The sequence below is a fragment of the Mesotoga prima MesG1.Ag.4.2 genome, assembly GCF_000147715.2.
In the GTDB taxonomy this organism is placed as follows: Bacteria; Thermotogota; Thermotogae; order Petrotogales; family Kosmotogaceae; genus Mesotoga; species Mesotoga prima.
Map to the genome: position 1 here is coordinate 1,913,639 of NC_017934.1, position 21,816 is coordinate 1,935,454.

Consider the following 21,816-nt stretch of genomic DNA (forward strand, 5'->3'; position numbering starts at 1 on the left):
GAAACCCGAGCCCCGTTTTGTTAGGTCTTTTTACTGGTGAGTAGCCCAGGGGGATTTCACCCCCAGGCTCTCTCAGAACCGGACTTGAATCTCTCGATTCATCCGGCTCCCATTATCCAGCCGTATAGAATATCCCCATTGTCCAGTGTACAAATAGACGAGGCTCCCTGCGAGCAAGAGTTTCTAGCCATTTACCCGCTTTTGTACGACCTCTCCTTTTCTTGTACTTGTTTCTTACCCACTGAACTAAGGCTTTGTTTAGCCGACTCAGTACTGTATACATCTCAAATCTGCGAAAGTGTCCATAGTAGTTTATCCAACCTCTTATTACCGGGTTGATTCTTTCTGAGAGTTCTTCAATACTCAGGTATGACTTGGTTTGAAGTCTCATTCTCCGGATCTTCTGTCTCATCGCCTTCTTTGCCTGTTCACTCACTGCAGGGGTGAAGCTGTAGAAGATCCTCCCGTTTCTGGCTTTGCAGCTACGGACTCTGAAGGTGTATCCTAGAAAGTCAAAGCTTGTATTTGGATACTCGCCCTTCCTTTTATCGTCTTTGCAGTAGACAATACGGGTCTTCTCTGGATGAAGCTTTAGTTTGCATTCTTCCATTCTTTCTTTGAGACTTTCAAGAAGAAGCCGGGCTTCCTCCAGAGTTCTACAGTGTATCACTCCATCATCTGCGTATCTGGCAAAGGGCTTATCCGGATGAGTTCTCTCCATCCACTTGTCGAAGGCGTAATGCATGAAGAGGTTAGCCAGTACAGGGCTTATTACCCCTCCCTGTGGCGTTCCCTTGCTCCTCTCTTCGACTCTTCCATTCGCTTGCATAAAGGGTGCTTTCAGCCATCTCTCTATGTAGAGTATTAGCCATGGAATCTTCACATGTTTCTTGACTGCCCTCATTAGTAGTTCATGGTCTATGTTGTCGAACAGTCCTTTAATGTCGAATTCCAGTACCCAGTCATACTGCCAGCATCTCTGCCTCGTTACTTCAAGGGCATCTATCGCTGACTTTCCCTCCCTGTATCCGTAGGAGTCCTTATGGAAGTATGGATCTACCAGGGGATTTAGATAGATTTTGGCTACCATCTGGGCTACTCTGTCCCCCACTGTGGGGATTCCCAGTACTCTCTTTCCTCCACTCTTCTTTTCTATCTCTATAGCTTTTACTGGAGGTGGAAAGTAACTGCCCGAGGTCATTCGATTCCAAATCTTGTAGAGATTGTTGTCAAGATCGGCTTCGAACTCTTCCAGGCTTACCTCGTCTATTCCTTCTGCCCCTCTGTTCTCTTTCACTTTCTTGAATGCTTCCAGTACTACTTTCTTGGGGATTTCATACGACCTCATCTTGTCTGTTGGCTCCTTCCTTGTCTCTGTTCACAGTTCCTCCCTTTCGGTTGTCTGCACAGAGTTGGTTGACTAACCTACAAAACTGGATAACACAGTCCCTTCGCTCCACTCCCATTACAGGAGCTTCATCACTACTACGGACTGTTCCGCCCCTGAATCTGGCATCGGTACTTTCACCCTCGTGGGTTCTTCCACTTGCGGCTTTTCCCTTAACATCCAGATCCAGGTTCCCAAGTTCCTAATCGAAGCCTGTACCAGGGTCACGCCACCTATATGCCGGTCACCATCTGGACAGTAAGCAGGTTTCCTCCAGACTTATCCCGGGATAGTTGCACCTCCCGGTTTAGATGACACTAGTAGTTCTTACGACACGTTCACGGTGATTCACTTGTATTCGTCTCCTCTGGTACTCACCTGACGGGATCACTGTCCCGCCTTTTCCCGTAACGTTCACTACCATGGCTCTTTACCACAGCAGCTTACGGCGGTTTGAAGCCTCCACCTGCATGGCGGCTTCGAGGGGCCCTCCCTCATCTTCAATTAAGCATGGCTAGAAGTTTCCTTCTTCGCCTTCTTGGCACACTACAACTTGGAACTTACATCTTGCAACTGATCCTTTGCTCTTTCCAACCCCCAACCCGCAACCCCCGACCACGGTTTTTCAAGAGCTCAGATCCTGAACAAGAGCACTTCAGTGACAAAATAAGTTCGTTCTGATCAGATCACTTTAATTTGCATGCTCTTTTTCTTTGGTTTTTGCCTCCTGGCACGTAAGCGCCAGCATCACTTCCCCGGATGATCTTCCGGGCATCACTTCCTCGCGCCAGCGAGCCTCACTTCCTGCCGGAGGCAGCATCACTTCTAATCTTGATGCCACTAACCTGCTACCCCCAGCCACGGTCTTCGTACGACGACGGCGATATGCTATCATTTTTACACCACATTCAGGGATGGTGAAATGATGTTTGAATGCAGGAGAATAAGCAATCAGAAGGATTATCTTGATCTTATGAAGTTCTCTTTCGGTATTACAGAAAATTGGATGAGGGTCGCTTCGAAACATGCTGGTGAGATCTTCAATAACGATCTAAGGGACCCCTTTGGGGCCTATGACGGTTCTACTCTTGCCGCCGAGTATCTTCTACTTTCTTTGAAGATGCGACTCAGAGATTCCGTCATTCCGATGGGTGGAATCGGCAACGTGTGTACAAGTCCCCTTTACAGGGGTAAGGGCGCAGTCAAATTCCTTCTGCAGAAATCACTCGAGACTATGAGAGAGAAGGGGCAGGCCGTATCTCTGCTCTATCCCTTTAGCAGGAGCTTCTACAGAAAGCTCGGATGGGAGGAGTTTGACACGATGCTCAGGGCGAAGTTCTCCCCAGGTTCTATAGATCTTCCCGATCAGAAGGTCGAAGTGAAGATTGAGGAGATGGAAGATGCCGACGGTGAAATCAGGGAGTTCTACAACGAGTACGCAAGCAGTCACTACAGCATGATCTTGAGAGACGAAGAGATGTGGAAAAGCGATTTCGAGTTTCGAACCGATAACGATGTTTCCAAGAAATTCGTGAAGTTCAAGCGAGAAGGAAGGACTACGGGGATGCTCCGCTACGTCTTTCTCTACGATAAGTTTGACAAGGACAGCGGACTTAAGTTTTTAGTCACGATCTTCCTTGCGGACGATGTCGAAACAAGGCATGCAATGTTCCGTTTCTTGAAAGGTCTTTCTCTTCAAATCGATCAGATCCACGCCTTCCTTCCGCCTGATTTCCTTCTCTGGCCGTATCTAAAGGAAAGGCCGTCCGAGATGAAGATAGTACCCAGGACTATGATCAGAATCGTAGACCTCCAGCTACTAAATGGTCTGAGAATCGATGCTCCGGACATGCGGGTCGGAATCAAAATCGACGACAGTCAGGCATCCTGGAACGACGGAGTTTTCGAACTATGCGTTGAGAATGGAGAACTTAGCTTCTCGCCGAGTGACTCTTTTGATCTTGAGTGTGATATCTCGACCTTGTCTTCAGTTGTTGGCGGCAGCACTAATTTCAAAGAGATGATAGAGTTCGGCAGGGTTAAGGTATCGGACGGCTACAAAGGTCAGGATCTTCCAAAGAGCTTGCCCTTCGAGCTTCAACACTTCTAGTATTATCCTGACACCAATGAATATGCCCCGGCTCGATCCGGGGCATACTTATTCTTCTATGCTTTGTAGCATCAAACCAAACCAAGTCCACCGTCGGACATTATCACCTGGCCCGTTATCCAGTTCGATTCATCCGAAGCCAGGAATACCATGAGGCCTGTATGGTCTTCGGGATGACCAATCCTCCCGGCCGGAGTCTTTTCCTCTATTCTTTTCAGTACTTCGGGATGTTGAGAATAGAAGGGAGAAGTAAATGGAACGGTCTCTGTTGGACCGGGGGCAATGACGTTTACCTGAATATTGGCCGAGGCTAGTTCAAGCGCCATTACCTTTGAAATCGCAATAATCCCCGCTTTTGCTGCGCAGTGGCCTGCGTGCTCCTTTTCCGGAAAGAGGCCTCCGACCGAGGCCAGGTTGATGATCTTTCCGCCGCCGTTTTTCGACATCATCTTAGCAACAACCTGCGACAACATGAAGACTATTCTCACATTGACATGCCACTGCTTGTCAATCTCTTCTATTGGGTGATCGACAAATGGTGCCCTGTATATGTAGGCTGGGCAGTTAAAAAGGATGTCGACCTTCCATGTCTTTTCTTCCAGTAGATCTGAGATCTCATTCACATCTCTTTGACTGTCTATGTTTGCGCATATCGTCGAACAGAATCCCTTTCTCGATTCTTCAAGTTTCTTCTTCAAAGCTTCGAGCCTTTCCTCGTCTCTATCCAGCAGAATAACCTTTGCACCCTCGTTTACAAATGCATTGGCAGCGGAGCTTCCAACTCTGCCAGCTCCGAAGATAAGGGCCGTCTTTCCGGTCAGTCTCTCACTCATTGTTCATTACCCCCGCTCTGCAATCGGAGGAAGGGTGAAATTCCTCCCCCGCTTCACTGAGATCTTTTTCCAGTTATTGAATTTATAAGCTGCTTCGCAGGCTGCTCTTATAGCGTTTTTGTTCGAAGGAGGAGTCTCCGGTCTTTCACCTCGTGAGATGTTGGATCCTGCGGTGCATATGGCGGCGGCGTTGATCTTCAGAAGAGAAGAAAGCACATAGAGAGTAGCCGCTTCCATGTCGAGCTGCAAGGCACCTGCCGCGATCCATTCTTCAAGTTTTCCGTAGATAGATGATGGGAAGTCTTCTCTTAAGAGATCGGGCTTTGTTGCATAGAAGGAATCGAGTGAAAGACCGATTCCCACGTGATAGTCCACTCCGGCCTCTTCACAGGCTGAGATCAGCGCCGTAAGTAGCCGGTAATCGGCTACGGCGGGGAAGTTCTCAGGAATGAAGAGGTTTGCTGTCCCCGAGTATCTTATGCAACTCGAAAGCACAATCAAGTCTCCCGGTTTCACATCGTCGGCAAGTCCTCCGGAGGTTCCGACACGGATGATTGTCTTAACGCCCAGCCTGTTTAGCTCGACCACTGCGATCTCAGTCGAGGGTCCTCCGATTCCGCTTGAACATACAGTAAGCGGCAGGCCTTTATAGGTTCCGGTAACGGTTATGTAGTCTCTGTTGTTTCCTATTTCCTCCACATTACTCAGACACTCTGCGATCTCGTATACTCTTGCCGGATCACCGGGCAGAAGAGCTATCTCGGGAATAGAGTCGCTGGAAATCTGCAAGTGGTTTTTCGCCTTCTTCGAATTATTCATGAAATCATCCTTTCAACCCCGTTCCGCTTATCCCCCTTACGAAGTACTTCTGGAGGAACAGGAAGAGAATTACCGGCGGCAGACTGCCGGCGATGGCCGAGCTGAAGAGATTTGCCCAACTTGTATTTTCCGTTGATCTATGTGCGGCGATGGCTACCTGTACAACTTCGAATCTGCTTGAATGGGTTGCTACAAGAGGCCAGAACAGCGAGTTCCACTGGAACATGAAGACCATTACGATTACCGTGACTATGGCCGGAACGCTCAGCGGAAGGACTATCCTCCAGTAGATTCTGAACCAGGACGCGCCGTCTATTCTTGCCGCTTCCATTATCTCTGAAGGCACTTCAGAGAAGAACTGCCTGAAAAGGAATATCGCAAGGCCGTTGGCTACGCCCGGAAGAATGAGCGCCCAGTATGTGTTGTCTATATGTAGCTGTTTTATGAGTATATAAAGCGGTATGACAATAGACTCGAAGGGAACCATGAAGGTTATCAGCACTATTGTGAAGAGCGCAGCCTTGCCTCTGAATTCGAACTTCGCAAGCGCGAAGCCTGCCATGGAGGAAACCAGGACCGTAAGAACTATGGTTGAGACTGAAACGAAAAGGCTGTTCATGAGAGCCCTGCCAAAGTTGAGGTTCACAAATATATGTACGAAATTCTCCAGCGTCGGTTGAGTCGGAATGAAACTCTTCCAGGTCAGAGGATTGGCGTACTCGTAGAGCGGACTGGCAGGCCTCAAAGCGGATGCAACGACCCAGATGAGTGGGATCAGAAAGAAAAGACTTATAATGCCGAGAACGGCAAAGAGAATAAGTGTTTTCCAAAGGCTTCGCTTCTTCATGATTCCACCTCAATACTCGAATCGAGCTCTTGTAAACCTCAGCTCGAAGAAACTGAAAACAAGGATGATTCCCAGCAAGATCGTAGTGATCGCAGAGGCCCTTCCCATGTCGAGATTTACGAAGGCGCTCTTGTAAGACTCGTACATCAGGAGATTTGTCGAGCCCATGGGGCCGCCCTTGGTAATTATGTAGACCGGCGCGAAACTAAGAAAATTGAAGGCCGTATTTGCGACGAGAACAAATGAAATGGTCCTAGTAAGCAGAGGCAACGTTATCTTGAAAGTCTTCCTCAGAGTTGAGGCCCCGTCGATCTCGGCAGCTTCGTACAGCGTCTCGGGAATGTTCTGCAATCCTGCAAGGAAGTACATCATCCAGTAGCCCGAGCTTCTCCAGACGTTAAGAAGTATCAGCCCCCAAAGCGCCTGATCGGGAGAGGCGAAGAAGGGCTGAGGTTTGAAGCCGAACATGGTCAGAAAGCTGTTTGCCAGCCCGTTATACGGATCGAGGACTATCATCCAGATTACCGAGACAACGGCGAACGAGATCGCCGTCGGCAAGAAGAAGACAGTCCTGAAGAACTTGGTGAAGAAGTGGCTGGAATTCAGAAGCAACGCCATCAACAATGAGGTCAGGACAATCAAGGGATTTACGATTATCGAGTACAAGAGAGTAACAGAAAAGGATTTCCAGAAAACGGGATCATGCTTGAAGAGGTATTCATAGTTTTCGAACCCTACGAATGACTTTGTCCCGGTGTAACTCGTCATAGTAAGGCTCTCAATAACCGAGACGCCTATTGGCCAGATCTTGAATACAAGAAGAAATACCAGCGCGGGCAGAACAAAAAGCCACGCTACTTTGTTATTTCGAAACATCTGCACACCATCCGGAATAATCTAGATTCAGGCACGATCCCTGGAAAACTATCTGTACTTTCTAAGTTCTCTGTCGATTCGTACGGCGACCTCTTCAAGGGTGCTTCTTGGATCGGCACCGTAGTGAATAGAGTTGAATGCCTCCCGCAGCATTAGCTCGTACTGAGAGTATCCGGGTGTTCTAGGTCTCGGGACTGCGGTGGTCTCCATTTCTTTAACGAAGAGCTGCCACATTGGGTTATCGAAAACCTCGGGAAGGGCCTCGTAAACATCTGGCCTTGCCGGTGCAATACCGTTCAGCTTGTGCCAGGTTATTACAGCTTCCTTGCCGGTAATATACTTTGTGAAGGCCAGAGCCTCCTCAAGCTTCTTTGTCTTGGAGTTAATTCCAACATGCCAACTGCCTGTCGGGGTGACTGCAACTCCGCCCTCGAAATAGGGGAAGGGGGAAAGTCCATAATCCACGTCGGGATACTGGAGCATCCTTCTCAAGTTCCACTCGTTTCCAAGCATCATTGCGGCTCTGCCAGTTCCGAAATACTCTCGTGAAATGGCCGAGTCGTTGAGCCCTTGGGGACTGACCTTCCATTCGTTGAAGAGTTTCCAGTAGAAGGTGGTTCCTTCAACGAACTCATCTGAAGTGATATATCCCTGAGATTCAAGACCGTCGTCAGAAAGGACTTTCGCGCCTAGTGACTGAACCATGGGGAAGATCAGATACGGTCTGTCTATCTGTTCAATCACAAGACCCCAGATATCTGTAAGTCCGTCACCGTTGGTGTCTTTGGTGAGTTTCTTCGCAATTTCGGCCACCTCTTCCCACGTAAGTCTCTCTTCTATTGTCTCCGGCAGAAATGGAACACCGTATTCCTCGAAGATAGCTTTATTGTAGAATATGCCGGCCGATGAAGTTCCGTAAGGAACCGAATAGAAAGTGCCCTGATAGCTGCCCTCTTCTATAGAGGCATCGAACCACGCAGACATCTCCTCATCGCTGAAGTGTTCATCCAGGGGAAGGAGATAACCTCGTGCCGCATAAGAGGCCGTGTTTGGACCATCCACAATATACACATCCGGTGTACCGTCGCCAGCCGCAAGTCTGACTTCAATCGTCTGGAAGAGCTGGCCGAAGGGGACCAGTTGAATGTCCACGTCGATTCCTGTCTCTTCTTTGAACGCATTGACGAGCTGCATAACCTGATCCTGGGGCCACCCCATCCATAGGACCTCAATGGTTGTGGCTGAAAGCATAACACCCAGTAATAGAACCGTCACCAGTAAAAGCTTTCTCATTTCCCTACACCTCCTGTTTAGCTATCTATCTCAACGTCTTCTGATGAGCTTGAAAGTGAATTTTCCCGACGGAAAGTAACTCTTCGAATACAGAACCTTTCTATCCAAAACGTCGTAATGAATCTGCTCCAGTAAGAGAAGTGAAGTACCCACGTCGACCTTGAGCCTTTCAGATAGGACTTCGTCACAACTTGAAGGAATTAAATCGCACTCGGCATATCTGATATCGATATTATAGTGTTTACCCAGTCCCTCAAAGACAGAATTGTGAATTCTGTCGGGATCTATATCTTTCACTATGGACTTCGGAATGTAATCAATGCAAACGGCAACGGGCATTTCCGAAGCGTATTTGGTAGTCTCAAGAACATGAACCAGACAGCCGACTTCCAGGTCGAGGAACTCACAGATTTTTTCTTCGCAAACACACTGATCGAATCGGCTTATCTCGCTTCTGGCAGAATGACCCTGGGATTCGATAAAGCTCCCTATGCTTGAGAGCCTCTCGATTCCTCCCCTAATGATCGGATATCTATCTGTAACGAAAGTCCCAATTCCATGCTTCTTAAGTAGCAAACCCTCTCTTTGAAGGAGGCCGATAGCTTCTCTCAGGGAATTCCTGCTAACCCCAAGCTCATGAGCAAGGTCCGGTTCCGAGGGCAATCACTCTCCTGCTTTGAGTTCACCATTCAAGATCAGTTTTCTCAGTTCGCTATGAATCTTCCCAGAAAGTGAGACATGGGAATTGTGGTCGATACCTATCTCCCTCATTCGCACCGCCTCTTGAATGTTGTAGGATGTCCTACAGCTTAATATACACTATTCATCTTCAGAAACAAAGACTGTGGAACCCTTTTAGTTTGCGATTTGCCATCATCAGTCCACTGTACTAGGAATCGGAATTCCGGCGAAGATCGTGCTGGAGCGCAAGGCAGGGCAGGGACATCCCAGGTCGCAATGCCGGCTAAGAACATGCCGGGACGCGAGGCCGACTGCTTCGGGAAGTGATGCCCTTATAGAACATTGGACGCAATACACTGAGGAGCATCAGTGGACGCAAGGCTGGGCAAGAACTGCCCAGGTCGCAATGCTCGCTTCGCGGGGAAAGAGCGGATGAACACTGATGAAAGCCACGTTGCCGGTCAACGGTTCTCCCTGCCGAGCGGGAGTATGTAAAGAAGATTGTGTAAACCCTCTAGAATGGAAGAGAAGATTGGAGGGAAAAGAAGATGAAATTTGACAGAGAAAAGATCAAGTCGTTAATCGAGAAGAATGGATTTGAAAACGTTGGAGATGTTCAAGAGGCAATGAAGGAATTGTTTGGTGACGTAATCAAAGAAATGCTTGAAGGAGAACTGGAAGATGAGCTTGGATATTCGAAGCATGACTACAAGAACAAAGAGACTGACAATTCCAGGAATGGACATAGCAAGAAGACAGTTAGGAGCGATTACGGAGAAATAGAACTTGAGATACCAAGAGACAGGAAAGGTGAATTTGAACCGGTTGTTGTGAAGAAACACCAGAGGGACATTTCTGGTATAGAGGATCAGATAATCTCCATGTATGCAAGGGGAATGACAGTAAGAGATATTCAGAGTCATATAGAGGATATCTACGGTTCCAGATTGTCTGCAGAGAGCGTAAGCAGGATAACGGACAAGATACTGCCACTGGTCTCCGAATGGAGAAACAGACCATTAGAATCTGCGTATGCGATAGTCTACATGGATGCCGTATTCTTCAGGGTCGTTGAAAGCAACCAGGTAAGGAAGAAAGCACTCTATATAGCCTTAGGAGTATCCCTAAATGGCCACAAAGACATTCTAGGCATGTGGATAAGTGAAACAGAAGGAGCAAGCTACTGGCTAAGCATTCTCAACGAATTGAAGAATCGCGGGGTTGAAGACGTGGCAATCTTCTCAATAGATGCATTAAGCCGGAATGGAAGAAGCCATAGAGGCTGTATATCCATTCTCAGAGGTTCAGAAGTGCATAGTTCACCAGATAAGAAACACCATGAGATATGTTACCTGGAGGGATCGTAGACCTCTAGCACGCGATCTCAAGACAATTTATCAGGCACCTACAAGAGAGGCAGGATGGAATGCATTGCTTGCACTAGAAGAGAAGTGGGGCGACAAATACCACTTGTCAATAAAAAGCTGGAAAGATAACTGGGAAACTCTCTCAACCTTCTTTCAATATCCAGAGGAACTGAGAAGATTGGTTTATACAACTAATCCCATTGAATCAGTTAATAGACAACTCAGGAAGGTGACGAAGAACAAAGGAGTCTTTCCAACAGACAATTCTCTCTTAAAGATGGCTTATCTAGCAATAATGAACATAACAAAGAAATGGACAGTAAGAACTCTTGATTGGTCCAGGATCCTTACTCAACTTGTGATAAAGTATGAAAGATTAGCTAAGTACATAAGCTGATTCTTAAACCCATTACAAAAAAGGGGTTTACACAAAAAAAGAGACAGAACCCCGAGCGGTTCAAAACATCGAGTAGGAGAGGGGCGGAGCCCCTCGCCCTCTCACAGAACCGTGCGTACGGGCCACGTACACGGCTCATGGATCAAGTATCGGAAATTTCGACAGGGGATGATGGTATTTTGTCATATCGACTAGGTTCATCTCTTCAAAGAACCTGTTGGGGATGGCGTAATTGGCTGCTTTTGAGTGAGAAGATCGCCATTTGTTCATTCTCATGTTGACTTTCTCTTTCCATCCGGTCCTTCTGAGAACTCTGTTCAGTTTCTTGGTGGTCTTCCACTGGTGTAGTATGATGGCTCTTAGCCTTCTCCTTATCCAGCTCAGAAGTCCCCTCAAAATGGATTGGAAATCCACTATCCTGAAATAGCTGGCGAATCCCCTCAACAGTGGATTGAGCTGTTTCACTATCTCCTTTACCGGCCTGCTCTGATTCCTTCTTGTAAGTTTCCTGACCTTTTCCTTGAATCTCTTCAATCTGGATTTCTCTATCCCCACTCTCTCGCCTTTTATTTCGAAGCCAAGAAAGTGAAATCCATCTTCAAGTGTTGTGATTCTCGTCTTGTTTCTGTTGACCTTGAGCTTCATGTCAATCTCCAGTATGTTTATCGCGATTGCCAGAAACTCTCGGGCTTCTTCCTGGGTTTTCGAGAAGATCAGTATGTCGTCTGCGTATCTGACTATCCTTATTCCTCTGGCTTTCATCTTCTGATCGAATTCGTTCAGATAGATGTTAGCCAGCAGCGGGCTTATTACTCCTCCCTGTGGACTGCCAGTCTCTGTTGCCTTCCAGACTCCATCTTCCATTACTCCGCTCTTCAGTATTGCCCGTATGAGTTTGAGTATCTTTCCATCACTCACTCTCTCGGCTACGGAGTCTATTATCTTCTCATGATCCAGAGTGTCGAAACATTCACTGAGGTCAAGTTCCACTACATTACACAGTCCGTATTTGGATGCGAAGGCTTTCGCCTTCTCCACTGCCTGCCAGGCATTTCTTCCCTTTCTGTAACCGTAACTGGAGGGATGGAATCCTTCCTCGAATATCGGTTCGAGTACCTCCTTGAGAGATTGCTGTACAACCCTGTCTCTCACTGCAGGTATTCCCAATTGCCTCGTTTTACCGTCGGCTTTCGGGATCTCTACCCTCCTGAGTGACATGGGTTTGTATTCGCCTCTCTTGATTTCTCCGGATAGTCTCTCGATTTCTTCGGGAAGTTTCTCTGCGAATATCTCTACGGTTACTCCGTCTATACCGGGGGCTCCTCTGTTGGATTCTACCCTGCCATAGGCTTTTAAAAGGTTCTTCTCCGAATAGACTTTGTCGATTAGACTGTAATACTTCATCTCTTTCTCCTGTATGCTCTCTTCCAACAGTTGTAGTTTCAGATTTTGTTTCGACAGTTTATTACTGGCTTCTCTACCCTTTCGGGAATCTGTACCTTGTCTTTAACTGTCTAAGCTGAATCTCTTATCTGTCTTCCGATCACATTTCTTCGATCCTTCCCCCCTTCGCAAGTGATGGAGCCTTTCGACTTCCCCATCACCCCCTTGGCTTTTAGCCAAGGTCCCTTCCCCTTTCGGAGAGGTTCTTCACTACTACGGGTTCGTCTGCCATCCTCCTGAGCTTTCCGTTAACTTGGATCACCTCCTTGCTAACGGTTACCCCTTTCGGACTCATGAGGACTTCCCCGGGTAAGATACACCACTTTCATCCGAATCCTGCCATCCAAACCTTTACAGCTGGAGTCAGGGCTTTCCCTTATCTGGCAGGGTTACCCTACTGTAACGGCCATCCCTGGTTCACTTTCGTTCAGTTCCGGACTTTGCCTCGGGCTTCCTTCAGATTCACCGTTACCAGTGACACCCTTGCCTCTGGCTAATGCTTCTTTGACTCCCCGCATTCGGGTCTTTCACCCTATAGTTGTGTATCATGCCGGGCGCACCAGATCCCGAAACAAGTTCGGGATGACAGCGTATGGTTACTCCGAAAACGCCCAATTCCGTCATTCCGACAAAGCTCCTGGTCGGAATCTCGATGTTATTGCTTCATGGCTTTCCCCGGCGAACGGAAAACCATTCAACGGCCAACCAGTTCCTTTGCTCTTTCCACCCTCCGACCTCCGACACCCCGACAACGGTCTTCAAAAGTGCAGATCCCGAAACAAGTTCGGGATGACCCTGAACAGAGACCCCAAACAGAAGCCCTGAACAAGAGCATTTCAGGGCAGGCTCATTGGGGCAGGCTTCAGGACAGGCTCAGTGGGATAACAAGTAACGGTTACTGCGAAAAGGCTAGATGCCGTCATTCCGACAAAGCTCCTGTTCGGAATCTTGGTACTCTTGCTTCACGGTTTTGACCAATAACGAAGAACAGATTCTTTCTCTGGAACGAAGAACAGGTTTTTTGTTTGGAGAACGGAGAACCATTCAGCAGTGAACCTCTTTTGCTCTTACGAACCTCCAACCACCAACCTCCGACCCCGGCCTTTTTGGTGAGTAGCCCAGGGGGATTTCACCCCCAGGCTCTCTCAGAACCGGACTTGAACCTCTCGATTCATCCGGCTCCCATTATCCAGCCGTATAGAATATCCCCATTGTCCAGTGTACAAATAGACGAGGCTCTCTGCGAGCAAGAGTTTCTAGCCATTTACCCGCTTTTGTACGACCTCTCCTTTTCTTGTACTTGTTTCTTACCCACTGAACTAAGGCTTTGTTTAGCTGACTCAGTACTGTATACATCTCAAATCTGCGAAAGTGTCCATAGTAGTTTATCCAACCTCTTATTACCGGGTTGATTCTTTCTGAGAGTTCTTCAATACTCAGGTATGACTTGGTTTGAAGTCTCATTCTCCGGATCTTCTGTCTCATCGCCTTCTTTGCCTGTTCACTCACTGCAGGGGTGAAGCTGTAGAAGATCCTCCCGTTTCTGGCTTTGCAGCTACGGACTCTGAAGGTGTATCCTAGAAAGTCAAAGCTTGTATTTGGATACTCGCCCTTCCTTTTATCGTCTTTGCAGTAGACAATACGGGTCTTCTCTGGATGAAGCTTTAGTTTGCATTCTTCCATTCTTTCTTTGAGACTTTCAAGAAGAAGCCGGGCTTCCTCCAGAGTTCTACAGTGTATCACTCCATCATCTGCGTATCTGGCAAAGGGCTTATCCGGATGAGTTCTCTCCATCCACTTGTCGAAGGCGTAATGCATGAAGAGGTTAGCCAGTACAGGGCTTATTACCCCTCCCTGTGGCGTTCCCTTGCTCCTCTCTTCGACTCTTCCATTCGCTTGCATAAAGGGTGCTTTCAGCCATCTCTCTATGTAGAGTATTAGCCATGGAATCTTCACATGTTTCTTGACTGCCCTCATTAGTAGTTCATGGTCTATGTTGTCGAACAGTCCTTTAATGTCGAATTCCAGTACCCAGTCATACCGCCAGCATCTCTGCCTCGTTACTTCAAGGGCATCTATCGCTGACTTTCCCTCCCTGTATCCGTAGGAGTCCTTATGGAAGTATGGATCTACCAGGGGATTGAGATAGATTTTGGCTACCATCTGGGCTACTCTGTCCCCCACTGTGGGGATTCCCAGTACTCTCTTTCCTCCACTCTTCTTTTCTATCTCTATAGCTTTTACTGGAGGTGGAAAGTAACTGCCCGAGGTCATTCGATTCCAAATCTTGTAGAGATTGTTGTCAAGATCGGCTTCGAACTCTTCCAGGCTTACCTCGTCTATTCCTTCTGCCCCTCTGTTCTCTTTCACTTTCTTGAATGCTTCCAGTACTACTTTCTTGGGGATTTCATACGACCTCATCTTGTCTGTTGGCTCCTTCCTTGTCTCTGTTCACAGTTCCTCCCTTTCGGTTGTCTGCACAGAGTTGGTTGACTAACCTACAAAACTGGATAACACAGTCCCTTCGCTCCACTCCCATTACAGGAGCTTCATCACTACTACGGACTGTTCCGCCCCTGAATCTGGCATCGGTACTTTCACCCTCGTGGGTTCTTCCACTTGCGGCTTTTCCCTTAACATCCAGATCCAGGTTCCCAAGTTCCTAATCAAAGCCTGTACCAGGGTCACGCCACCTATATGCCGGTCACCATCTGGACAGTAAGCAGGTTTCCTCCAGACTTATCCCGGGATAGTTGCACCCCCCGGTTTTGATGACACTAGTAGTTCTTACGACACGTTCACGGTGATTCACTTGTATTCGTCTCCTCTGGTACTCACCTGACGGGATCACTGTCCCGCCTTTTCCCGTAACGTTCACTACCATGGCTCTTTACCACAGCAGCTTACGGTGGTTTGAAGCCTCCACCTGCATGGCGGCTTCGAGGGGCCCTCCCTCATCTTCAATTAAGCATGGCTAGAAGTTTCCTTCTTCGCCTTCTTGGCACACTGCATCTTGCAACTAATCCTTTGCTCTTTCCAACCCCCAACTCGCAACCCTCGACCACAGTTTTTCAAAAGCCCAGATCCTGAACAGGAGCACTTCAGGATTACAGAATAGGTTTGTTCTAATCAGATTACATTAGTTTGCCCGCTCTTTTTCTTAGGTTTTTGCCTCCTGGTGCGTAAGCGCCAGCATCGCTTCCCCGGATGACCTTCCAGGCATCACTTCCTCGCGCCAGCGAGCCTCACTTCCTGCCGGAGGCAGCATCACTTCTGATCTTGATGCCACCAACCTCCGACCACTTGCAAATGTTTGACCAAGAACGAAGAACAGATTCTTGCTCTGGAACCAAGAACATGCTCTATTCAGTGAACGGTGAACCATTCAACGAAGAACCATTTTCTCCTGCTCTTTGTCTTTGCGAATGAAATCGAATTAGGTTTATCTAATATAATAGTGGAGAGACTTGAAGCTTTGGAGGTACCCTGTGCGGAGATTATTTCTAGTCGGTATATTGCTAATCTTGTTGACCAGTAGTTTCGCCGAGGTTCTTAAAAGAAGAGGTACGGAAGAAGAATTCTCTTACTCGGAGTTAGCCGGAGGTTCGATTACACTGCCGGTCGATACTACGTTCAGATTCATTCCAGGCTTTGAGCTTTCGGAGGGTGATTTCTGGGTTACTTTTGCGATCCAGGATCCGCTTTTCAGATGGGCAAGCGGCGACGAATTGAGTCCTTGCCTGGTGGAAAAGTACGAGCTGTTGAATTCGAACAAGTCACTTATCATAAAGCTCAGAGACGATATTTTCTGGTATGACGGAACGCCTATAACCAGTGCGGATTTAGAGTACTCGATAAAAGCCTGGAAGAGCACCGAAAGCTCTCCGGTCTATGAGGCTCTCAATGATCCGCGGTTTGGCTGGTTTTCCGTCGTCGACGGCAAGACCGTGGTTTTCAATTTCAATGATTCGTATCCCGAATTCTTGAACTCTTTGAGAACGGGCATACTCGCCAAACATATTTACTCCGACAGACTTGGAATCGAACCGGAGAGCCTGGAAGAGAACATGGAGATGGATAAACCACCCGTGGAAGCTACATCAGGGTCGTTCATGCTCGATCCGGCAAGCGTAAAAGGCAACATTATTCTAAAGAGAAACCCGAACTGGCACGGAGGATCTGGAGACGATCTCTTTCCGCTAGTATTCGAGAGTTGGCCTGGAAAGAGCCTTCTAGATGAAATAAGGCTCGTGGAAGTGGCAGAGCCTCTTGACAGAATTGAGATGTTCGATGCGGGCGAGCTGCATCTTCTCTTCAGTGAACCGGACCATAACGAGTCTCTTCTTAGTGAAGCGGCTTCCGGAAAGTTCAAATCGGGAAGCTTCCCGGATGGTAGTTATCACGTTATCCTCATAAATCATAGAAACGCGCTCCTGGCAGAAAGGGGAGTGAGACAGGCACTCAAGATGTCTCTTGACTACGAATCTCTTCTTGAAGCCCTCCCCAACTCCATTGGGACTTTCATCCCTGTGGATCCCAGGACGTCCATTTTTAAGACTTTGCAAGCTCAGATAGTGGATCTTCCGTACGATCCGGATAAGGCAAAGACCTTTCTTTCAAATGCAGGTTATCCGGGTAGCATAACTTTGTCGATCAAGGTCTATCATGGAATTGAGAATATATTGCTGGAGGAGCTCCAGAAGAGCTGGGACAAGATAGGTGTGAAACTCGAAGTTGAAAGGCTCGATTGGGGAAGCCTTCTTCGTGACATAGACGAAGGTGATTACGAGCTGGTCTATCTTCGAGTCGAGGCCTTTGATTATCCCGAGATAGCCCCATGGACCAATGAGTATGAGCATGATTTGAAGACAGGCTGGGAAGTGGGTTATGTAAATCCACAGATTTTCAGGATTATGAGAAGGGCCGCCATTGAAACTGACTGGCGAAAACGTGCTCCCTATTATCTTGGGTCATACAGGATATGGACGAACGATGTACCGGTTCTAGTTCTTGCCTACAATCTCTCTTACGCTTTCTGGAATAGCCAGCTCAGCGGGCCGGTCCCGGGCAGAGGGGAGCTTTACGAGAATCTTGCTGAATGGTATTTACAGAAATGAAAGGACAACATAAAGGGGGTATTAAAAATGCTCTATCTTGAAAAGGAGCCTTTTAGGAGAGCACAATATACGATCCTTGAGAATGGTAGAGAACTGGAAAAGAGACTATTCGCCTATTATTTCATGGATGGCCCGGCAAACATTGTTGTTGAGGAGATAGCCAGTTATCAGAATGTCGATGGCGGGTTTGGAAACGCTATAGAGCCGGACTTCAGATTGCCAGCGTCTTCTCCAATGGCAACGTCCGTAGCGCTTCAACACCTTGTTCACTTCGATGATTTGCCACTTGCAAAGGGAGTAATCTCGAAAGCGATTGCCTATTTGGACAACACATATGTTTCGGAAAGAAAGGGATGGTTTGCCGTTCCACGAACCGTCAATGACTACCCCCACGCTCCTTGGTGGGGATGCGATGAAGAGAAGGAAATTTGCGCAATCGATGCAAACTGGGGGAACCCAACGGCCGAGATCATAGGATATTTAACCAGGTACAGGGAGTTCACCAATCTAGATGTAGATGAGCTTATTTCTCAGGCAACCAGGTATCTGGAAAGTATGAACACGTTTACCTCTTTTCACGAGATATTATGCTTTGTAAGGCTCTACAGATTACTTGACGAAAAGACGGCCGCAAGTTTAAGGCCAAAGCTCTATGAAGCAGTCTGCACATTGATCAGCAAGGATGAGGAGGAATGGCGAACGGAGTATGTAGCCAAGCCGCTGGATTTTGTTACCTCTCCCGATGAATTTTTCTGCGTCGATAGAGAGCTGATTGAAAAGAATATCGAATACTATATTAACGAGCTTCATACACACGGGAAGATCAAGCCCACTTGGTCCAAGAGCTTCTACGATGGCGAGATGAGCAGGGCCTGGGATGAGTGGGTTGCTATAATAACCTTGAGAGTTCTTTTGATTCTCAAATCATTTGGAAGAATATTACTCTAAATAGAATTCGAATGGGGGGATAGAAGTGAAGAATATTATCCTGCAGGAAAGGATAATGGCTGTCATCAGAAGCGACAGCGTGGAGAGATGTGTCGAGATTGGAAGAAGCTGTTTCAGAGGAGGCGTGAAGATCCTGGAAATAACCTTCACGGTTCCAGACGCCCCCAAGGCGATTGCAATTCTCTCAAAAGAAATAGAGGGTGCCTACGTTGGAGCTGGAACGGTTATCACTGACGACCAGTTCAGCAAGGCAGTTAAGAGCGGCGCAAAGTACGTTGTAAGTCCGCATCTTTCCGAAGAGCTTGCGATTCAGTCCAGAGCGCTTGAGACGCTATATCTTCCCGGAATAATGACGCCGACGGAGTATGTAAAGGCAACTGCGCTGGGCAGCTCGATGGTCAAAGTCTTCCCCGGCGATGTCCTTTCGCCATCCTTTGTGAAGTCACTTAGGGGTCCCTTCCCCGAGGCGCTGTGTGTGGTGTCGGGAGGAGTCAATCTTGACAACATAGACACGTGGTTCAAGGCAGGCACCGCCGCCGTCGGTATAGGATCCGATCTGACTAAGGGGAGCCCGGAAGAAATAGAGGAGAAGGCAAGACAGTACGTCGCCAAAGTCAAGAATTTCTTTGGATAAATCTTGTTACTTTTTCGGAGTGTATTCCTGAAAGTTGAATGAGCGTTGAATAAGATCGTGAGCCTGCGATAGGTCGCTTAGTTCTCCAAGACCAAGCATCTGCACTATGATGTTACCCGTGGCAGTTCCTTCCGCCGGTCCTGCGACTACCGGAAGCCCTGTGTAGTCTGACACTAACTGGCAGAGAAGGCTGTTGCGAATGCCACCGCCCACCATTCTAATGTTCCTTATTGACCGGCCGGTTATTGACTGCAGTTGTTTTCTTGTCTGCTCTGTCTGGTAAGCGATTCCTTCGATAGCGGCTCTCACGATCTCTCCCCTATTTTTCAAAGAGATTCCGAGCTTCTCGGCTTCGGAGAGTATAGCCTTCTCCATGCTTCTCGGTTTTCTGAAGGCTTCGGATTCCACATCTATTTTTCTCTCATAGCTTCTGACGGTCAGCGCCATCTCGGTCAATGCATAGTGATCGAGATTCGGATCCGATCTCCTCCACTCCTTGAGGAGTTCCTGAACCAACCATAGACCGGTTAGATTCTTGAGCAGGCGGTACCTTCTTCCGTAGCAGCCCTCGTTGGCAAGGTTGTTTTCGATAACGTCGTCATTTCTGGAAGGTTTGTCGATCAACACCCCCTCTAGGCACCAGGTTCCGGCGCTGACGAACATCGAATCATCTGAAAGATCCATGGACGAAACGGCCGACGCCGTGTCGTGGCTCGCTGGGAGAATAACCTTCAAGCCCTTTATGCCAAGCTCTTCCGCGACTGAGGGGAGCAGTTCTCCGGCGATTTCCCCTGGATCTACGATCGGAGTCATTATGTCCGGTAGATCGAAGAATCTTATAAGCTCTTCGCTCCAGTCGTTTCGATCGGGATCGAAGAGTTGTGTGGTAGTGGCGAAAGTGAACTCTGTCAGCTTCTCCCCTGTGAGGAAGTAGGTCAGGAGTGAAGGCATCGGGAGAAGGGCGTCTGCCTTTTCAAGGTAACGGCTGTTATTACGCTTGAGAGATATGAGCTGATAGAGAGTGTTGAATGGCTGAAACTGGGTTGGAGCTCTGTCGAAGATCCAGCGCTTGCCGGCCTTCTTTATTGCGTAATCCATGGAATCATCTTTGAACATGTCTCTGTAATGCCTGGGATCGCCCTGAATCGAACCGGAACTGTCGATGAGACCGAAATCCACTCCCCATGTGTCGATTCCTACGCTCCGGATCTCAATTCCCATTGCTGAAGCCGCCTTTATACTTTCCACGACATTCTTGTAAAGCGAAATGAGGTTCCAGTGAGTCAAATCCGCGACATGAATAGGCTCGTTCGAAAAGCGATGTACTTCTTCCAGAACCAGCCTGTTTCGACCGTACTTTCCAACGAAGGCCTTGCCGCTGGAGGCACCGATGTCTATGGCGAGGAATCCGATCAATGGTCCATACCCCGTTCTTTAAGGAACTGGTTCACTTCGCTTTCGGCTGGCATCGAGCTTGCTCCGCCATATCTTGTCGCGACAATCGCCGCCTCTGCGTTTGCGAAAGTGAGAATGCTTCCCAGATCTTCTTCGGTAAGACTACGCAGTTCTTCATCGCCCATATTGTAGAGCTTAGAGATTACTGCGGCCATGAAAGAGTCTCCGCAGCCGGTTGTCTCGGCCACTTTCACCTTGAACCCCTCTCTCTTAACAGAAGTCCTTCCGCGATAAACAGTGGATCCTCTGCTGCCGAGGGTGAGAAAGACGAGCGTGTCCGGTCTGACTTTGAGCCGAGACAGGGCCTCATCTAAATTGTCGCTGTCACATATGTATAGCAGATCGTCGTCGCTGAGCTTGAGAATGTCGACTCTTGAGATGATTTCTCTGACTGTGGCCCTGAATGAATCGTGATCTTCTATTGCGCTTCTTCGAATGTTGGGGTCGAATGAAGTCTTGACTCCTCTTGAGCTGAATCTTTCGAACAGCTCTAGATAAGTGGATGCCGACGGTTCTTCCAGGAGCACTATCGCGCCAAAATGAAAGAGGGAAAAGTTAAGAGGGTCGATCTCTTCGATTTCTTCTGATTTGAGCGATAGATGGGCTGCATGATCCCAGTAGAATCTAAATTCCGGCTTTCCCTCTCCGTCCAGAGCGGCAAAGGCTATCGGTGTCTTCGTTCCATGTTCTCTAATCACGTAGCTGGTAGATATTCCAAGAGACTTCAGATACTCAAGGAGTGCGTTTCCAAATTCGTCCATGCCGATTTTGGCGAGGAATTCCATAGGGACTCCCAGTCTGTGAAGACCGACAGATATGTTGAAAGGTGCACCACCCGGTTTCTTTTCAAACAGGGTGGTGCCTTCCAGGCCTTTCATAGGTTCTCTAGAGATAAAATCGAAGAGGATCTCTCCAGAGCATAAAACCGGTTTGGACCGATCTCTCATAACTTGAAGTCAGCCTCGAACCTGTTGAGATCATCTGCCGGAAAACTACCCTGAACGTATTCAGCTGCGATCTCGATGGGCAACGTGAGATCATGGACACCCAGTGAGATAAGTTTGTTTGCGCTCTCGATATCCTTTATACTTGCCGCAATGATTCTAGGGGCGTTTGAGTGCCAGTCACCAATGTCTAACATCTCCGTAATTCTCAAGTCAGCATCTATTCCCGCCTTCACCATTCTATCGAAGTACACGGCCACATACTCAACTTCCATGCTGACCGCGGCGTAGTACTGCTGTAAAGTGTAAACGGCCGTAGCACATACTCCAACTCCAATATCGTTCAGCTGAGGGACAATATTAGAGGCCTTCTGCGGATCCCAGGGCAGTTTGATAGTAAAGAATTCGGGATCGAAATCGCTCTTCTTTATGAATTCCTTTACCTTTTGAATCCATTCGGTCGAAGAGAGGCTGCCCTGAACGAAGTGTCTCTCGCCCGGGACCTTTGAGAGAAATTTCATTGCATCCATCAGGCCCCATCCCGGCCTGTCTCTTTTCAGTATTGTGGGGTTGGTAGTGATTCCGGCAAAGACCGGCTGTTCAACGAGTTCAACGCTCTTTTCACAAATACCGTCAATGTATAACATTATCAGGCTCCTTTCTTA

20 protein-coding genes and 1 pseudogene are annotated in these 21,816 nt (G+C 48.0%); 5 read left to right on the top strand and 16 right to left on the bottom strand.

Annotated elements, in window-relative coordinates; translation table 11 throughout:
• Positions 1–112: 112 nt before the first annotated feature.
• Together ltrA (THEBA_RS08890) and THEBA_RS08895 are read right to left on the bottom strand one after the other, a co-directional pair.
• On the bottom strand, positions 113–1,348 hold the full coding sequence (gene ltrA, locus THEBA_RS08890; protein WP_014731263.1) for a group II intron reverse transcriptase/maturase: 1,236 nt from the start codon (positions 1,346–1,348) through the stop codon (positions 113–115).
• 730 nt (positions 1,349–2,078) lie between these two features.
• Positions 2,079–2,228 carry a hypothetical protein gene (locus THEBA_RS08895; protein ID WP_041928172.1) on the bottom strand — a complete coding sequence of 50 codons (150 nt, stop codon included), beginning with the start codon at positions 2,226–2,228 and terminating at the stop codon, positions 2,079–2,081.
• An 84-nt stretch (positions 2,229–2,312) separates the two neighbouring features.
• On the opposite strand from THEBA_RS08895, the gene THEBA_RS08900 reads away from it, so the two are divergent.
• Positions 2,313–3,497 (top strand): GNAT family N-acetyltransferase, encoded by a 1,185-nt coding sequence (locus THEBA_RS08900; protein ID WP_236609130.1) that lies wholly within the window; start codon positions 2,313–2,315, stop codon positions 3,495–3,497.
• A 71-nt stretch (positions 3,498–3,568) separates the two neighbouring features.
• Here THEBA_RS08900 and THEBA_RS08905 read toward each other — a convergent pair whose 3' ends face one another.
• Genes THEBA_RS08905 through THEBA_RS08930 form a run of 6 tightly spaced genes read right to left on the bottom strand, consistent with a single transcriptional unit; the run spans position 3,569 to position 8,828 of the window.
• Positions 3,569–4,330, bottom strand: coding sequence for an SDR family NAD(P)-dependent oxidoreductase (locus THEBA_RS08905; RefSeq protein ID WP_014731255.1), 762 nt, complete (start codon positions 4,328–4,330; stop codon positions 3,569–3,571).
• Positions 4,331–4,336: 6 nt separating this feature from the next.
• Complete coding sequence (locus THEBA_RS08910; RefSeq protein ID WP_014731256.1) at positions 4,337–5,149, bottom strand: nucleoside phosphorylase; 813 nt, start codon at positions 5,147–5,149, stop codon at positions 4,337–4,339.
• Positions 5,150–5,153: 4 nt separating this feature from the next.
• A complete protein-coding gene (locus THEBA_RS08915) occupies positions 5,154–5,996 on the bottom strand; it encodes a carbohydrate ABC transporter permease (RefSeq protein WP_014731257.1) in 843 nt (280 codons plus the stop codon).
• 9 nt (positions 5,997–6,005) lie between these two features.
• Complete coding sequence (locus THEBA_RS08920; protein ID WP_014731258.1) at positions 6,006–6,872, bottom strand: carbohydrate ABC transporter permease; 867 nt, start codon at positions 6,870–6,872, stop codon at positions 6,006–6,008.
• A 48-nt stretch (positions 6,873–6,920) separates the two neighbouring features.
• Entirely contained in the window at positions 6,921–8,165 is a 1,245-nt protein-coding gene (locus THEBA_RS08925) for an ABC transporter substrate-binding protein (RefSeq protein WP_014731259.1), read from the bottom strand.
• Between the two features lie 30 nt (positions 8,166–8,195).
• Positions 8,196–8,828 (bottom strand): GntR family transcriptional regulator, encoded by a 633-nt coding sequence (locus THEBA_RS08930; RefSeq protein ID WP_041928173.1) that lies wholly within the window; start codon positions 8,826–8,828, stop codon positions 8,196–8,198.
• A 566-nt stretch (positions 8,829–9,394) separates the two neighbouring features.
• Between THEBA_RS08930 and THEBA_RS08935 the strand changes: the two are divergent.
• Positions 9,395–10,610, top strand: a pseudogene (locus THEBA_RS08935) (IS256 family transposase).
• A gap of 135 nt (positions 10,611–10,745) precedes the next feature.
• On the opposite strand, the gene ltrA (THEBA_RS08940) reads toward THEBA_RS08935, so the two are convergent.
• From ltrA (THEBA_RS08940) to THEBA_RS08950, 5 genes are all read right to left on the bottom strand, one after another.
• A complete protein-coding gene (ltrA, locus tag THEBA_RS08940) occupies positions 10,746–12,014 on the bottom strand; it encodes a group II intron reverse transcriptase/maturase (protein ID WP_014731264.1) in 1,269 nt (422 codons plus the stop codon).
• Positions 12,015–12,225: 211 nt separating this feature from the next.
• Positions 12,226–12,348, bottom strand: a complete 123-nt coding sequence (locus tag THEBA_RS14845; RefSeq protein WP_006485555.1) for a hypothetical protein — start codon at positions 12,346–12,348, stop codon at positions 12,226–12,228.
• A gap of 94 nt (positions 12,349–12,442) precedes the next feature.
• Positions 12,443–12,571, bottom strand: a complete 129-nt coding sequence (locus THEBA_RS14850; RefSeq protein ID WP_006485539.1) for a hypothetical protein — start codon at positions 12,569–12,571, stop codon at positions 12,443–12,445.
• Between the two features lie 667 nt (positions 12,572–13,238).
• Positions 13,239–14,474 (bottom strand): group II intron reverse transcriptase/maturase, encoded by a 1,236-nt coding sequence (gene ltrA / locus THEBA_RS08945; RefSeq protein ID WP_014731266.1) that lies wholly within the window; start codon positions 14,472–14,474, stop codon positions 13,239–13,241.
• A gap of 739 nt (positions 14,475–15,213) precedes the next feature.
• Positions 15,214–15,342: a hypothetical protein gene (locus tag THEBA_RS08950; protein ID WP_041928182.1), complete on the bottom strand. Its 129-nt coding sequence runs from the start codon at positions 15,340–15,342 to the stop codon at positions 15,214–15,216.
• 199 nt (positions 15,343–15,541) lie between these two features.
• Here THEBA_RS08950 and THEBA_RS08955 point away from each other — a divergent pair, with 199 nt between their 5' ends.
• From THEBA_RS08955 to THEBA_RS08965, 3 genes are read left to right on the top strand one after another with little or no spacing between them, the layout of a single operon-like run.
• Entirely contained in the window at positions 15,542–17,170 is a 1,629-nt protein-coding gene (locus THEBA_RS08955; RefSeq protein WP_014731267.1) for an ABC transporter substrate-binding protein, read from the top strand.
• A 27-nt stretch (positions 17,171–17,197) separates the two neighbouring features.
• Positions 17,198–18,118: a hypothetical protein gene (locus THEBA_RS08960; protein WP_014731268.1), complete on the top strand. Its 921-nt coding sequence runs from the start codon at positions 17,198–17,200 to the stop codon at positions 18,116–18,118.
• 25 nt (positions 18,119–18,143) lie between these two features.
• Entirely contained in the window at positions 18,144–18,752 is a 609-nt protein-coding gene (locus THEBA_RS08965; protein ID WP_014731269.1) for a bifunctional 4-hydroxy-2-oxoglutarate aldolase/2-dehydro-3-deoxy-phosphogluconate aldolase, read from the top strand.
• A gap of 6 nt (positions 18,753–18,758) precedes the next feature.
• On the opposite strand, the gene THEBA_RS08970 is transcribed toward THEBA_RS08965, so the two are convergent.
• Genes THEBA_RS08970 through THEBA_RS08980 form a run of 3 tightly spaced genes read right to left on the bottom strand, consistent with a single transcriptional unit; the run spans position 18,759 to position 21,798 of the window.
• On the bottom strand, positions 18,759–20,168 hold the full coding sequence (locus THEBA_RS08970) for a rhamnulokinase (protein WP_014731270.1): 1,410 nt from the start codon (positions 20,166–20,168) through the stop codon (positions 18,759–18,761).
• On the bottom strand, positions 20,165–21,154 hold the full coding sequence (locus tag THEBA_RS08975; RefSeq protein WP_006489193.1) for a carbohydrate kinase family protein: 990 nt from the start codon (positions 21,152–21,154) through the stop codon (positions 20,165–20,167). The genes THEBA_RS08970 and THEBA_RS08975 overlap by 4 nt, the downstream gene beginning before the upstream one ends.
• The gene (locus THEBA_RS08980) at positions 21,151–21,798 is read right to left on the bottom strand and encodes a transaldolase family protein (RefSeq protein ID WP_006489191.1); all 648 of its coding nucleotides are present in this window, start codon (positions 21,796–21,798) and stop codon (positions 21,151–21,153) included. The genes THEBA_RS08975 and THEBA_RS08980 overlap by 4 nt, the downstream gene beginning before the upstream one ends.
• Positions 21,799–21,816 lie beyond the last annotated feature (18 nt).